This is a genomic window from Anaerotignum lactatifermentans DSM 14214, assembly GCF_900142265.1.
In the GTDB taxonomy this organism is placed as follows: domain Bacteria; phylum Bacillota; class Clostridia; order Lachnospirales; family Anaerotignaceae; genus Anaerotignum; species Anaerotignum lactatifermentans.
Genome location: NZ_FRAH01000079.1, coordinates 1 through 14,654 on the forward strand (window position 1 = coordinate 1; position 14,654 = coordinate 14,654).

General features: G+C 46.4%; 18 protein-coding genes. All 18 read left to right on the forward strand.

Annotation, left to right across the window (positions count from 1 at the left end):
- Positions 1–316: 316 nt before the first annotated feature.
- Positions 317–1,237, forward strand: a complete 921-nt coding sequence (locus BUB35_RS15480; RefSeq protein ID WP_072853211.1) for a coiled-coil domain-containing protein — start codon at positions 317–319, stop codon at positions 1,235–1,237.
- Between the two features lie 15 nt (positions 1,238–1,252).
- Positions 1,253–2,176 carry a hypothetical protein gene (locus BUB35_RS15485; protein WP_072853213.1) on the forward strand — a complete coding sequence of 308 codons (924 nt, stop codon included), beginning with the start codon at positions 1,253–1,255 and terminating at the stop codon, positions 2,174–2,176.
- Between the two features lie 86 nt (positions 2,177–2,262).
- Positions 2,263–3,117: a hypothetical protein gene (locus BUB35_RS15490; RefSeq protein WP_072853215.1), complete on the forward strand. Its 855-nt coding sequence runs from the start codon at positions 2,263–2,265 to the stop codon at positions 3,115–3,117.
- 114 nt (positions 3,118–3,231) lie between these two features.
- The gene (locus BUB35_RS15495) at positions 3,232–4,362 is read left to right on the forward strand and encodes an aldo/keto reductase (protein ID WP_072853217.1); all 1,131 of its coding nucleotides are present in this window, start codon (positions 3,232–3,234) and stop codon (positions 4,360–4,362) included.
- A 14-nt stretch (positions 4,363–4,376) separates the two neighbouring features.
- On the forward strand, positions 4,377–4,808 hold the full coding sequence (locus tag BUB35_RS15500; protein WP_072853219.1) for a DUF1893 domain-containing protein: 432 nt from the start codon (positions 4,377–4,379) through the stop codon (positions 4,806–4,808).
- Positions 4,762–5,265 carry a GNAT family N-acetyltransferase gene (locus BUB35_RS15505; protein WP_242949274.1) on the forward strand — a complete coding sequence of 168 codons (504 nt, stop codon included), beginning with the start codon at positions 4,762–4,764 and terminating at the stop codon, positions 5,263–5,265. Before BUB35_RS15500 ends, BUB35_RS15505 begins: the two co-directional genes overlap by 47 nt.
- A gap of 28 nt (positions 5,266–5,293) precedes the next feature.
- Positions 5,294–5,575: a DUF503 domain-containing protein gene (locus tag BUB35_RS15510; RefSeq protein ID WP_072853221.1), complete on the forward strand. Its 282-nt coding sequence runs from the start codon at positions 5,294–5,296 to the stop codon at positions 5,573–5,575.
- A 179-nt stretch (positions 5,576–5,754) separates the two neighbouring features.
- On the forward strand, positions 5,755–7,056 hold the full coding sequence (gene tig, locus BUB35_RS15515; protein ID WP_072853224.1) for a trigger factor: 1,302 nt from the start codon (positions 5,755–5,757) through the stop codon (positions 7,054–7,056).
- A gap of 89 nt (positions 7,057–7,145) precedes the next feature.
- Positions 7,146–7,739 carry an ATP-dependent Clp endopeptidase proteolytic subunit ClpP gene (clpP, locus tag BUB35_RS15520; RefSeq protein WP_022255440.1) on the forward strand — a complete coding sequence of 198 codons (594 nt, stop codon included), beginning with the start codon at positions 7,146–7,148 and terminating at the stop codon, positions 7,737–7,739.
- 7 nt (positions 7,740–7,746) lie between these two features.
- The gene (clpX, locus tag BUB35_RS15525) at positions 7,747–9,039 is read left to right on the forward strand and encodes an ATP-dependent Clp protease ATP-binding subunit ClpX (protein WP_072853226.1); all 1,293 of its coding nucleotides are present in this window, start codon (positions 7,747–7,749) and stop codon (positions 9,037–9,039) included.
- An 89-nt stretch (positions 9,040–9,128) separates the two neighbouring features.
- The gene (locus tag BUB35_RS15530; RefSeq protein WP_072853228.1) at positions 9,129–9,689 is read left to right on the forward strand and encodes a cyclase family protein; all 561 of its coding nucleotides are present in this window, start codon (positions 9,129–9,131) and stop codon (positions 9,687–9,689) included.
- 117 nt (positions 9,690–9,806) lie between these two features.
- The gene (locus tag BUB35_RS19120) at positions 9,807–9,962 is read left to right on the forward strand and encodes a hypothetical protein (protein ID WP_159432902.1); all 156 of its coding nucleotides are present in this window, start codon (positions 9,807–9,809) and stop codon (positions 9,960–9,962) included.
- A 77-nt stretch (positions 9,963–10,039) separates the two neighbouring features.
- A complete protein-coding gene (gene ilvA / locus BUB35_RS15535) occupies positions 10,040–11,233 on the forward strand; it encodes a threonine ammonia-lyase (protein WP_072853230.1) in 1,194 nt (397 codons plus the stop codon).
- A 168-nt stretch (positions 11,234–11,401) separates the two neighbouring features.
- Positions 11,402–12,310 (forward strand): DMT family transporter, encoded by a 909-nt coding sequence (locus BUB35_RS15540; protein ID WP_072853231.1) that lies wholly within the window; start codon positions 11,402–11,404, stop codon positions 12,308–12,310.
- A 106-nt stretch (positions 12,311–12,416) separates the two neighbouring features.
- A complete protein-coding gene (gene ruvA / locus BUB35_RS15545) occupies positions 12,417–13,022 on the forward strand; it encodes a Holliday junction branch migration protein RuvA (protein WP_072853233.1) in 606 nt (201 codons plus the stop codon).
- A 49-nt stretch (positions 13,023–13,071) separates the two neighbouring features.
- Positions 13,072–14,052 (forward strand): Holliday junction branch migration DNA helicase RuvB, encoded by a 981-nt coding sequence (gene ruvB, locus BUB35_RS15550; RefSeq protein WP_072853239.1) that lies wholly within the window; start codon positions 13,072–13,074, stop codon positions 14,050–14,052.
- Positions 14,053–14,057: 5 nt separating this feature from the next.
- On the forward strand, positions 14,058–14,321 hold the full coding sequence (locus tag BUB35_RS15555; RefSeq protein ID WP_072853235.1) for a hypothetical protein: 264 nt from the start codon (positions 14,058–14,060) through the stop codon (positions 14,319–14,321).
- Between the two features lie 207 nt (positions 14,322–14,528).
- Positions 14,529–14,654, forward strand: a 126-nt coding sequence (locus BUB35_RS15560) for a transposase (protein ID WP_200777621.1), incomplete at its 3' end; no start/stop codon positions are given.

Genomic DNA, 14,654 nt, shown 5'->3' on the forward strand with positions numbered 1-14,654 from the left:
CCCATGACCATGGAGCATCAACACCCTCGCATATAAGAATCCAGCTTAAGATGGACAGATGCGAAACCACACTGCAAGATGGTTGTCCAATCACTTAAGCAAACAGCCAGCGGTTTGAAGCTAACTTCCATGTCAGGGGAACAGACTTTTGGTGAAGTAACTCTCTGGGAGTTCAACAGGGGTGACTAGAACTTTTGCCTGATTGACACTGGGACAATTATATCATGGGTTTAATGAAGCCTATTGAACAAAGTAACTATTAAATTTTATATAAGAATAATGGTATCTAAAGATACTATACGAGGGGGTGTCTGGTATGGATGAACGGCTGCAAGCATTGCAGGCGGAAATGGAAGAAGAACAGACTTTGCGCCGGAAGCGGGACAGTCTGGAAGTGGAATATAGAAGCCTTTGCAGCTATGAAAGGGAACTGGCGGTGCTGCGGCAGAAAGAACTGGAAGATGTGGCACGGATGGAACAGGGAGGCGTGCGGAACCTCTTTACGAAAGCCACAGGCAAATATGAAGAAACGCTGGCACAGGAACAGGCAGAAGCTGCTCAGGTGGAGGCAAGGTATCAAAAGGTACAGCAGGAAATTGCGCAAATGGAGGATACTCTGCGGCAGCTGGATCAACGCATCGGCGAATTGAGCGGCAGTCAGGAACGTTATGAGACTTATATCATCCAGCGGGCAGAGGAATTGGAGGCAGCAGGCACAGACAGTGGCATGAAGGCTTTGCAGGCACAGATTCACAGTCTGGAAGAACAGGAACGGGCGTTGCTGGAAAAAAGAAACCGAATTGCAGACGTGCGCTGGGAAGTACGGAATGTACTTGGTATTTTGGAGGATGCCGCAGGGTATGGTCGTTGGGATGCAGGCAGAGGAAGTCTGCTCAGTTCTTATTTGAAACAGGAACGGGTACAGAAAGCCAAAGAGGCAATGGCAGGCTTACAGGAAGCTGTCAAACGTGCCAGAGTTGTGGAGGATAAACAGCTTTTGGCAGCCCAGGATCATTTGCAGGAAGCCAGAAGACAGCGCGGCTGGGATATTTTTCTGGATAATATCCTCATCGATTGGTCTGTGCAGGATGAAATCGAAATGGCTCTTGCCCGTCTGCACAATTTCAGTGGTGTGCTGGAAGAAAAAGAACGGGGGATTCTGGAAGAGCTGCGGAGCATTCGGCAAAAACAGACGACTTTGCAGAAGCAGTGGGAAAATCAGGTGGCACAGTTGTAAGAATGGGGGATGCGTATGGTACAGTATTGGCAGGAATTACAACAGCAGGTACATCGCAAAGCAGCTTTGGAACGGAAACAGGAGGCGCTCTGTGAACAGCGGCGGAAATTGAAAGAGGAATTGGACGCTGCCACACAGCGTTGGCAAGAAGAACAAAAAGATGTGGATAAGCTGGAAGGCATCAGTCTGGCAGGGATTTTTTCTGCCCTTTCTGGCAGGAAAGAAGAACAGCTGGAAAAAGAGCGTCAGGAAGCCCAAGAGGCTTTGCTGCAAAAGGAAGCCGCCGACAGTGCCTTTCAAAAACTGGAAGAAGAAATCCGAAAAAACAGGGACGAGCTTTTTCGTTTGCAGGGATGTGAAATCAAGTATCAGAAAGCCCTGGAAGAACGAGCCGCAGAACTGGAAGCTATGGGGCAGGATACCGGCTTTTTGCAGCTGCAAAAAGAAATTGGAGCGCTGGAAGCCGAGGATAAAGAATTACAGGAAGCACTGGACGCAGGCAGAGATGTGCATGTCCAAGTGGAAAACGCCTTGCGTGCGCTGGATTCTGCTGAAAACTGGGGCGTTGTGGATATGATGGGCGGCGGCATGATGACCACCATGATGAAACGTGACCGGATGAATCAGGCGAAATGTGCCATGACAGAAATCGAATATCTTCTTAGAAAATTCCGTGCAGAACTGTCTGATATTGCCGGAGCAGATACAGTGGGTGCCGATAAATTTGGCACAGAATGGTCTATGATGGATTATCTGTTCGATGGGTTTCTCATAGATTATCTGGTGCAGCAGGAGATCACAGAAAGCCTTTCTAATATGCGGCGTCTGGAAAAGGAAATAGAGCACGTCTGTGAAAGCATCCAGCAACGAAAAGAGGAAAATCAGAAGAAAAAAGAGCAATTGCGGCAGGAATGGCAGACACATATGGAACAGCTGTGAAATGGGGGATTCGTATGGAACAGAATTTGTGGGAATTGCGTGAAAACTGCCATATGTAAGAAACCCTATGCAAAAAGAGAGAGGAATTGCGGGCACGGCGGAAACAACTGGAAGAAAAAATGCTGGAACTGTCCGTGGAGCACCGCCGAGAAGTCCAGGATGTGAAAGATTTGGAAGGATTGACCATGACCTCTATACTGTCTTCTCTCTCTGGTACGAAACAGAAAAACTTGGAAAAAGAGCAGAAAGAAGCGGAAGAAGCGGCTTTGCGGCTGGAAGAAGCCAAAGGGGTTCTGGAGCAGGTGGAAAAAGAATTGCAGTCTGTGGATTCAGAAGTGCGTAGACTTCGTGGCAGCAAAGAAAAATATGAAACTGCTTTGAAAGAAAAAGCAGCCCAGATGGAAGCAGCAGGGGTGCAAACAGGATTTTCAGATTTAGAGGAAAAACTGGGGAAATTGGAAACGGAATTCATAGAAGTGTCAGATGTTTTGCAGCTGGGGTATGCTCTGCGGTCACAACTTCAGGGTATCATGGATATCCTGCGGTCTTCCCGAAACTGGGGATGGGCGGATTTGCTTGGTGGAGGTCCTGTTACCGGTGCACTGAAACGGGATCGGATGGAGCAGGCCAGAAAAGCGTTGGCGGGGCTGGATATGATTCTGGAATATTTTCGGAAGAAATTCCGGGAGGCACCTGTTGTCAGCAGAATTTCCTACGAAGAATGGGGAAATGACCTCTTTGCTGCGGATTTTCTGTTGGACGGCTTTGTCATAGACGAACTGGTGCAGGTGGATATTGTGGACTGTCAGGCAGAAATGGAACGGCTCTACGAACAGACGGAAACGATCTGTAAATCTTTGCGCCAAAGGGCAGAAAGTATCCGCCAGCAAAAAGAAGTCTTGCAAAAACAATGGCTGGAATATATGGAAACCATTGGTTAGTCCATGAAGAGCGCAGGGGGATTCCCTGCGTTTTTGCGTGCAAAAGCAGCAGGAATATGATAGTATGCTGTTAAAGCATTTTGACAGATTTTATGTCAGGAGGGATTTTTTCAGATGGAAAAAAGAAAAATGGAAAATATCGGCGCAGAGCCGTCCATGCTGGGCTTTGGCTGCATGCGTTTTCCTACTTTGGAAGATGGCAGCATCAACGAAGCGGAAGCAGAAAAAATGCTGAACTATGCCCTTGACCATGGGGTGACTTATGTGGATACGGCGTATTTCTACCATGACGGCGCCAGTGAGCCTTTTGTGGGCAAGGTGCTGGAAAAACGGGACAGAAACTCTTTTTATCTGGCAACGAAACTGCCTGTTTGGATACTGAAAGATGGAGAAGACGCCAGAAGAGTATGTATGGAACAGCTTTCCCGCCTACGGACAGACTATGTGGATTTTTATCTGCTTCATGCATTGAATCGGGAAAGATGGGAAAAACTGGTGGAACAGGGTGTCATTGATGTGCTGGAACAGCTGCGGGAAGAAGGGAAAATTCGTTATATCGGCTTCTCTTTCCACGATGATTACGAAGTTTTTGAGGAAATCATACAGTATCGGAAATGGGATTTCTGCCAGATTCAGCTGAACTATATGGATACGGAAGAACAGGCTGGTATGAAGGGCTATCGTCTGGCAGAAAAACTGGGCGTGCCTCTGGTGATTATGGAACCTGTCCGCGGCGGTGCACTGGCAAACTTCTCTGAAGATTTGAATGCCAAATTCCGCACACTGGATGAAAAAGCGTCTATTGCTTCTTATGCCCTGCGGTATGTGGGCAGCCTGCCTAATGTGAAAGTCATCCTCAGCGGCATGAGCACCATGGAACAGGTAGAGGACAACATCAACACATTCTCTCCTTTCTGCCCTCTGAATATCAGAGAAGAAGTTGCCATTGCCAATACAGCGGCAGCACTGCGGGCGCGTGTACAGAATGGATGTACCGGATGCCGTTACTGCATGCCTTGTCCTCATGGGGTGGATATTCCCGGGAACTTTAAGCTGTGGAATACGTATCATATGTATCAGCGTTACGAAAGCGTCCGTTTTGGCTGGGAAGGTAAGGCGGAAAGCGAAAAACCCACCAGCTGTGTTTGCTGCGGCAAATGTATGGTAAATTGCCCTCAGAAAATCAATATCCCCATGGATTTGCAGAAGGTGCAGAAAGATTTCGACGAACGCATTTGGAAATAAAAGGAGAGAAACACTTGGATTTACTGGAACAGGCGAAAAAAGCACTGGAGGCGGAAGGCGTGACCTTTGCGGCAGTATCCAGTTGCGGTGAGAAAAAAACATCACAGAAAAAAGGCATCGCCCCTATGATGGAGATTTTGGCAGAGTGCCCAGACTTTTTGCAGGGAGCGGCAGTGGCTGACCAGGTCATTGGGAAAGCGGCTGCATTTCTCCTGCGCAAAGGCGGCGCAAAATACCTCTATGCCAAGATCATCAGCGAACATGCTTTGGAAACGCTACAGAACAGCGGCATTGCCGTTTCCTATGGAACAAAAGTGCCTTATATCATCAATCGGAACAAAGATGGCATGTGCCCCATGGAGCAGACGGTGCTTTCTGTGACAGATGTGGAGGAAGCCTATGGAAAATTGCAGGAAAAACTGCGGGAACTTTCTGGAAGGAATTGAGTTTCGCCCCATGGATGTGTCAGAGTATCCCCTGCTGGCGGATTTTCTCTATGAAGCCATTTTTCTGCCGCCAGGCGTCACGCCGCCACCAAGAAAAGTGGTGGAGATGCCGGAATTGCAGCCCTATATTGCGGATTTTGGCAAAGACGGAGATTTCTGTCTATGTGCGGTACAAGGAACCCAGGTCATTGGTGCCGCATGGTGCAGATATTTGCAGGGATACGGCAGTGTGGAGGATATGCCGGAGCTGGCAGTTTCCCTTTTGCCGTCCTTTCGAGGAAAGGGCATCGGCACAGTTCTTTTAGAGAAGTTTTTGGAATCAATCAAACAAAGAAACCTGCCTGGGATTTCTCTTTCCGTTCAGAAAGAAAATCCTGCCCATAGACTGTATGAACGATTGGGATTTGAAATCGTCAGAGAACAGGCGGACACATGGGTCATGGTATACCATGTATAAAAAATCAGCGTCAGAGAGGATGATGGAAATGATTATTGGTACCTGTGAAGTGACTTTTCGGGCGGACTGGGTCACCAGCCTGAAGGAAAAGCGGATGGTGCTTAAAAGCCTTATGGAAAAGACACGGCACAAATTCAATATTTCCATTGCGGAAGTGGACAATCAGGATAACCATAAACTGCTGACCATCGGCTTTGCCTGTGTCACCAACGAAAGCCGCCACGCGGACAGTATGGTGCAGCATGTGCTGGATTTTATGGAAAAAAATACAGAGGCGGAGCTGATTTATGCCGAAAGGGAAATCATTTGACGTTTTTTTCCCGAAAACAAAGGGATTTTTTATAAATAGCAGTAGATTTTCGGATTTTGCTGTGTTATAATATGCTTTGATTGTGCAGTTTTCAAGGACTGCCGGAAAAATGACAGCAAACAAAACAGAAAAAATGAAGTTGTCAGATACAGATATTTTTTAAGGAGGAACTTCTAACCATGAATAATGCAACATTGATCAGCAAAGAAAAAACAGAAGTAAAATTTTCTTTCGAAGTAAGCCCTGAAACACTGGAAACAGGTCTGGCTTTCGCTTACAACAAAAACAAAAACCAGATCTCTCTGCCCGGTTTCAGAAAAGGCAAAGTGCCCAGAAAGCTCATCGAAGCGCAGTACGGCGAAAACTTCTTCTACGAAGATGCAATCAACCACATCTTCCCCGATGAATACATGGCAGCAATCAAAGAACTGGATCTGGATGTTGTTTCCGCTCCTACTCTGGATGTTGAATACATCGACAAAGCAAAAGGCATCAAATTCATCATTGATGTAACTGTAAAACCCGAAGTAACTCTGGGTCAGTACAAAGGTCTGACTGTAGAAAAAGTTCCTACAGAAGTAACAGACGAAGAAATCACAAAAGAACTGGAAAAAGTTCAGAAACAGAACGCTAGACTGATCGAAGTAACAGACAGACCCGCTCAGATGGGCGATGTTGCAAAAATCAGCTACGAAGGCAGCGTTGACGGCGTTCCTTTCGAAGGCGGCAAAGCTGACGAACATGACCTGGAACTGGGTTCTCATTCCTTCATCGAAGGTTTCGAAGATCAGATCGTTGGTCACAGCGTAGGCGAAAAATTCGACATCAACGTAACTTTCCCCGAAGCTTACCATGCACCTGAACTGGCTGGCAAAGCAGCAGTATTCGCCATCGAACTGAAAGGCATCACAGCAAAAGAACTGCCTGAACTGAATGACGCATTTGCAGAAGATGTTTCCGAATTCTCCACAATGGATGAATACAGAGCAAGCATCGCGGGCAAACTGGCAAAAGACAAAGTAGAAAGAGCAAAACAGCTGCAGGGCGACAAACTGCTGGATGCAGCAGTAGCGAACTGCACAATGGAAGTACCTCAGGTTATGTACGATAACAAAATCAACAGCATGATGAGAGAATTCGAACAGAACATCGTACAGCAGGGTCTGACCATGGATATCTACTATCAGTACATGGGCACATCTGAAGAAGCTATGAGAGAAACATTCAAAGACACAAGCATGAAGAGCGTAGATGCTAGACTGATGCTGGAACAGATCGCGAAAGAAGAAAACCTGACAATCTCTCAGGAAGATCTGGATGCAGAAGTTGTAAAATACGGCGAAAGCTACGGCATCGACGGCAAAGTAATGCTGGAAATGATGAAAGACGAAGACAAAGAAGCTCTGAAACAGGATATGCTGGTAAGAGCTGCTATGAAGCTGATCGAAGATACAGCAATCGTAACAGAACCCGAAAAGTAAGATTCGCAAATCAAATTGCGTGAATGGAAACAGGCACAGGATACTGTGCCTGTTTCATATCAAAAAGAACGAAACAGGAGGGATTGCGAATGAGTTTAGTACCTATGGTCGTGGATCAGACCAACCACGGCGAACGTTCTTATGACATTTATTCTAGACTGTTAAAAGACAGAATCATTTTCCTGGGCGAGGAAGTCAACGATGTAACAGCCAGCCTGGTTGTTGCACAGCTGCTTTACCTGGCTGCGGAAGATCCCGATAAGGATATCAACCTGTATATCAACAGCCCCGGCGGCTCTGTAACCGCAGGTATGGCAATTTATGACACCATGCAGTATATCCGTCCCGATGTATCCACTATCTGCATCGGTATGGCAGCAAGCATGGGCGCGTTCCTGCTGGCAGGCGGCGCAAAAGGCAAACGCTACGCTCTGCCTAATGCGGAAGTGATGATTCACCAGCCCAGCGGCGGCGCAAGAGGTCAGGCAACAGACATTCAGATTCATGCGGAAAATATCCTGCGCACCAAAAAGAAACTGAATGAAATTCTGGCAGCAAATACAGGCAAATCCTTTGATGAAATCGCCCGTGACACAGAACGGGATAACTTTATGACAGCAGAAGAAGCAAAAGAATATGGCCTCATCGACGCTGTCATCACAAAGCCTCAAACAAAGGAGTGAGAATGGAATGACCGGTAAAAACGATGAAACCAACAAATTACGGTGTTCCTTTTGCGGCAAAACACAGGATCAGGTGAAAAAACTGATTGCCGGTCCCAATGTGTATATCTGTGACGAATGTATCGACCTTTGCGCAGATATTATTGATGAAGAATACGAAACCCTCGCAAAAGAGGACGAAGTGAAAGAACTGCCCAAGCCCAAGCAGATCAAGGAAATCCTTGACCAGTATGTTATCGGTCAGGACAGAGCAAAACAGGCACTGTCTGTGGCAGTTTACAACCACTATAAAAGAATTTTCCGCAACGCCAAGACAGACGATGTGGAACTGCAGAAAAGCAATATCCTGCTGGTAGGTCCCACCGGTACTGGTAAAACTCTGCTGGCACAGACACTGGCAAGAGTATTGCAGGTGCCTTTCGCTATCGCGGATGCTACTTCTTTGACAGAAGCCGGCTATGTAGGGGAAGACGTAGAAAATATCCTGCTGAAACTGATTCAGGCAGCAGATTATGATATTGAAAAAGCGGAACGCGGTATCATTTATATCGACGAAATCGATAAGATCACCAAGAAATCCGAAAACGTATCCATCACCCGTGATGTCAGCGGCGAAGGCGTACAGCAGGCACTGCTGAAAATTCTGGAAGGCACAACAGCAAGCGTGCCTCCTCAGGGCGGCAGAAAGCACCCTCATCAGGAATTTATCCAGATTGACACTACAAACATTCTGTTTATCTGCGGCGGCGCTTTTGGCGGCATCGAAAAGATCATCCAGAACCGTATGGGTCACAAGGTCATCGGTTTTGGCGCGGATGTGCACAGCAAACTGGATAAAACAAACGATGAACTGCTTCAGAGCCTCATGCCTCAGGATCTGCTGAAATATGGTCTGATTCCTGAATTCATCGGTCGTCTGCCCGTTGTGGTAACACTGGATAATCTGGATGAAGACGCTTTCGTTCATATCCTGACAGAACCCAAAAACGCACTTACCAAACAGTATCAGTATCTGTTTGAGCTGGATGATGTCATTCTGGAATTTGAAGAAGATGCTCTGAGAGCCATCGCTCATAAGGCTATGGAACGGGAAACCGGCGCCAGAGGTCTGAGAGCCATTCTGGAAGAATTCATCAACCCTGTGATGTACGAAATCCCCACAGAAACAACTGTGGAAAAATGTATCATCACAAAAGATGTGGTGGAAGGCAAAGCACAGCCCCAGTATATCTATAACGAAAACAGAAAGCCCCTGCACCGTTCCCGTCAGAAAAAACAGGATAAAGGCGCAACCGCATAACTGTTGATACAAAGTGAAGAAAAGAGCGCGAAACTTTTAGAAATAGCAGTTTCGTGCTCTTGTTTTTTAGGAAGAAAGAAGGAATCAACATGATTTTGGATTTAACAACCATGCTGACAGCAGATCATCCCATGATTGCATGGGCAAAAACAAAGGAAAATCCCCATATTGCTATGGGTCATGTAGGCACCCATCTGGATACCTATGAAAAAACAAAAATTCCTCTGGAGTATTTCCGTTCCCGCGGGGTTTTGTTTCAGGTCGTTGGAATTGCAGAAGTGACAGAGGAGGATATTGATTTGACAAAGGTGCAGGAGGGCGATTTTGTTCTATTCCGCACCGGAAGAAGCGAGGAATATGCTTATGGAGAGAAAGAATATTTCCCCAATCATCCCAAACTTTCTCTTTCTTTGATTGAAAAACTGGTGGAAAAGAAGATTCATTTCATTGGTGTGGATTGCCCCGGTATTTGGGAGCATGAAGAACATCAGCAGGCAGACCGCTTTTGCGAAAGACATGGTGTTTATGTCATTGAGAACCTGAAAAATCTTGCGGATATTACAGCAGAAACTTTTACGGTTTATACCATGTGGCTGGATGATGCCCAGATGACAGGACTGAGATGCCGTGTTTTGGCAGAAATGCAATAAAAGAGAAGGTTGTTATTTTATCGGCAAGGGTTGTATGTACATTTGTACAAAAATGCGGTCGTTTCCCGTGGAAACTTGTATTTTGCCATCAGGAAAAAATGTCAGGAGCCTGTAAACATGGGAAATTTTGCGGATTGTATACACGGCGTACACCCTTGGTGGATAGATGGTTTTCTATTGGGGAAAAGCCAAAAAAAGCTGAAAAAATCGAGAAAATCGGCAGAAAAATCACAAATTTGTATTGACGTTGGAAAAAAGGAGGACTATAATTAACTCGTACATGAGAGAGGGACAATTAAATACAATTGTCCGTGAATTAAAAACTTTTAAATTAACAGGAGTGATATTTTATGTTGACAATGGAAATGCTGCAGGATGCAAAAAAAGTACTGGACGGCGTAGCTAGAAAAACACCCGTATTCCAGTCCACTTACATCAACCCCGATGCTGATGTTTATATCAAATGTGAAAACATGCAGGTAACAGGTTCTTTCAAACTGAGAGGCGCTTACTTCAAAACAGCTAGCCTGACAGACGCAGAAGCTCAGAAAGGTGTAATTGCTTGCTCCGCAGGTAACCACGCTCAGGGCGTAGCTCTGGCTGCTCAGAAAAAAGGTATCCCTGCTGTAATTTGCATGCCCGAATCCGCACCCATGGCTAAAGTAGAAGCTACAAGAAGCTATGGCGCAGAAGTAGTGCTGGTTCCCGGCGTATATGACGATGCTGCTGCAAAAGCTACACAGCTGCAGCAGGAAAAAGGCTACACATTCCTGCACCCCTTCAACGATGAATACGTAATGGCTGGTCAGGGTACAGTTGGTCTGGAAATCATGGAACAGGTGAAAGATGCAGAAGTTGTTCTGTGCCCCATCGGTGGTGGCGGTCTGATCAGCGGCGTTGCTTTCGCTGTAAAACAGATCAACCCTAACTGCAAAGTATATGGTGTACAGGCTGCAGGCGCTCCTTCCATGCAGAACGCTCTGAATGTTGGTAAAGCAGAAGCTCTGGCTTCCGTAAGCACAATGGCTGACGGTATCGCTGTTAAACAGCCCGGCGACCTGACATTCGCTATGTGCCAGAAATATGTTGATGGCGTTGTAACAGTAACAGAAGACGAAATCGCTTCCGCTATCCTGAAACTGATCGAAAAACACAAAATGGTAGCAGAAGGCGCTGGTGCTGTTTCCGTAGCAGCTGCTATGTACAACAAAGTTGACATCAAAGGCAAAAAAGCTGTTTGCATCATCTCCGGTGGTAACGTTGACGTAAACGTTCTGGACCGCATCATCGACAAAGCTCTGCAGGCTAACGGCAGAATCACAAAACTGTCCGTAATGGTTATGGATAAACCCGGTCAGCTGACACAGCTGCTGACAGCTATCGCTGAAACAGGCGCTAACATCTTCAGCGTAAACCACGACCGTATGGTACAGGATATCGCAGTAAGCACATGTATCGTAGACATCGTTGCTGAAACAAGAAACAAAGAACACAGCGAACAGATGATCGAAGCAATCAAAGCAAAAGGTTTCACAGTACTGTAATCTGTAGCATTTACTGAAACAACATAAAACAAAGATACAAAAGGGACATTGCAGCAGGGATGCGGCTCTGTCCCTTTTTCTGTTGCAGGAATTGGAAAAAATCCTTGAGGTGTGATGTGCTCCGGCGTATAATAGATATACTAACCCAAAAGAAAGGAACGAAAAGTTATGGAAGGGAATCGTGAAAAAAGACGGGGCATTTTCCTGACGCTGGCAGGGGGCATGTGCTGGGGGATCTCCGGCTGTTTTGGTCAGTTTTTGTTTCAGGAAAAAGGCGCTACAGCAAACTGGCTGGTGTCTATTCGTCTGCTGACGGCAGGGATTTTGCTGCTGATTATCGGCTATATCCATCAGGGGAAAAAACTCAATGAAGTATTTCATAAAAAAGCAGATGCTAAAAAATTATTAGGTTTTTCTGTTTTCGGTATGCTGTTTTGTCAATATACATATTTTGCTGCTGTGCAGTATTCTAACGCAGGTACGGCAACGGTGCTTCAGGCGTTGGCGCCTACGGTCATTCTGGCTTTTGTCTGCATCCGTAATCTGAAATTGCCTAAAGGATTTGAGCTGACTGCCGTAATTTCGGCTGTTTTAGGGGTATTCCTCTTAAGTACCCATGGGAATATCCATAATATGATGCTGACAAAACAGGCGCTGTTTTTCGGTTTGGCTTCCGCGATAGGGGCAGCATCTTATAATTTGCTGGCAGCGGATCTGCTGCGGGGCTACGGCGTTTATGTCGTTGTAGGGTTTGGGATGTTTTTTGGCGGCTTGGTGCTCTGTGCCATTGTTCGTCCATGGAACTTGATGATTCCGCTGGATGGAGAAACGCTCCTTGCCCTCTTTGGTGTTATCGTTATTGGCACAGCCATTGCTTTCTCCTTGTATCTGAAAGGGGTCAGCATCGTAGGCGCTTTCATGGGCAGCCTGCTTGGGACTGTGGAACCGGTGACAGCCATTGTGGTTTCTTTCCTGTTCCTGGGTTCCAAATTCCAGTGGATTGACTTGCTGGGCTTTGCGTTGATCTTAGGCACAGTCCTGCTTTTGTCCCTCCGTTCTCCACACGAAGAAGCATAAAAAAACATTTGGGCAGCACAGAAGAAATGCGAACGTATTTTCTGATGGGGCTTGCCCTTTTTTTCGCCCTCCTTTATAATGGAAAGGGTAAACAGGAGGACAAACTATGATTTCATATATCAAAGGTACCTTGGTGCACCGGGGAAACGGCGTGGTGGTCGTGGAAACCAGTGGACTGGGCTACGAAATTTTTGTTTCCGCGGCAACTCTTTCGGTGCTGCCGGAAGTGGGGGAAACGGTGAAAATCCATACCCACATGAATGTAAAGGAAGACGGCATTTCTCTTTATGGTTTTTCTACGGCAGAAGAATTGGAACTGTTCCATCGGCTCATTAGCGTCACTGGCGTGGGACCTAAGGGGGCACTGGGCTTTTTGTCCCAGCTGAAACCCCAGGAGATCATTCTTGCCATTCTTTCTGATGACGTGAAAACATTATCCAAAGCCCCCGGCGTCGGCAGAAAGACTGCCCAGCGGGTGATTTTGGAACTGAAAGATAAATTCCAGACGGCAGATGCCATTGCCATGGAAATAGAAGCAGAAGAATTGATGCCCACTGGCAGCAACGGCGCGAAATTTGAAGCCATGGACGCATTGGCAGCGCTGGGATACAGCCGCAGCGAAGCGGCAAAGGCTGTCAACGGCGTGGCAGCGGAAGGCATGACCACAGAGGACATCTTAAAGGCTGCCCTCAAGAAAATGGTCACATTTTGAGTAGAAACAGGTGGAAACATTGGAAGACAGACGGATATTGACTGCCGGCATGCGAGATGAAGATCGGGATACGGAACCGAAACTGCGGCCGGAGCGTTTGGAAAACTATATCGGGCAGGAGAATGTAAAAGAAAACCTGCGGGTGTTCATCGAAGCGGCAAAACAGCGCGGGGAAGCCTTAGACCATGTGCTGCTTTATGGTCCGCCGGGACTTGGGAAGACTACATTGTCCAATATCATTGCCAATGAAATGGGCGTGCAGATCAAGACCACTTCCGGTCCTGCCATCGAGCGTCCGGGGGATATGGCAGCGGTGCTGAACAGCCTTGGAGAAGGGGACATCCTCTTTATTGACGAAATCCATCGACTGAACCGTATGATTGAAGAAGTCCTCTATCCTGCCATGGAGGACTATGTCATTGATATCATGATCGGCAAAGGTCCCGGTGCACGGTCTGTGCGGCTGGATCTGCCGAAATTTACCCTGATTGGAGCAACTACCCGTATTGGTCTTTTGACAGCGCCACTCAGGGATCGTTTTGGTGTGGTGCATCGGCTGGAGCCTTATGGCGTGGCGCAGCTGAAAGTGATTCTGCTTCGCTCAGCAGATGTGCTGAAAGTGGAACTGGATGAAGACGGTGCAGAAGAAATTGCCCGCCGTTCCAGAGGAACACCTAGAATTGCTAACCGCCTTTTGAAACGTGTCCGGGACTTTGCCCAGGTGAAATACGATGGCAAAATTACCGGAGAAGTGGCGCGGTTTGCACTGGATTTATTGGAAGTGGATAAAATGGGGCTGGATTATATCGACCGGAAAATGCTCATGGCAATGATCGATAAATTCGGCGGGAAACCGGTGGGACTGGATACTTTGGCAGCTTCTATCAACGAGGAATCCGAAACCATTGAAGATGTATATGAACCTTATTTGCTTCAGCTGGGCTATATCCAGCGGACACCAAGGGGCAGAGTTGTGACGAAACGGGGATATGACCACTTTGGGCTGACGTATCCCGAGGGAAAGGAGTAATCAATATGAAATTACCTATCACAGAAGTGATCGAAAACGTAAAAGATGAATTGCTGTGCTATGAAGGGGCAGAACAGACAGCAGAACGCTGGGAAAAAGAATTTTTGCAGTGGGTGGAAGACCACAAAGGCAAAGATAAAGACATCATCGTGGATGGTGGTCAGGTATCCCTGAAAATCCGCGATGAAGAAGAAATTTTTGAAATTGCTGATTCCTATATGGATGCACTGGATGAAGGCAGTGTAAAACATTACTGGGAAAAATTCTGATAGATCTGAAAAAGAAAAGCACGAAATTTCTGGAAAGAAGTTTCGTGCTTTTTTGTATTATTACTTTAGTGCTGAAGGCTGCAAAGCAGCCTTTAACAACCGCCCGCTCTGCGGGTGAGATTAAAGCTTAAGCAAAAAGCATCGTCCTTGTTGTAAAATAAGGGTGTTCAAGCCTAAATATTTTACATAAGAAAGGACGATGCTTTTATGGCAAACAGTTTAGCACACACAAAATGGGTATGCAAGTATCATATCGTATTTACACCAAAGTATAGAAGAAAAATAATTTATTATGAATTGAGAGCGGATATTCAAAAAATAATTAAAGATTTG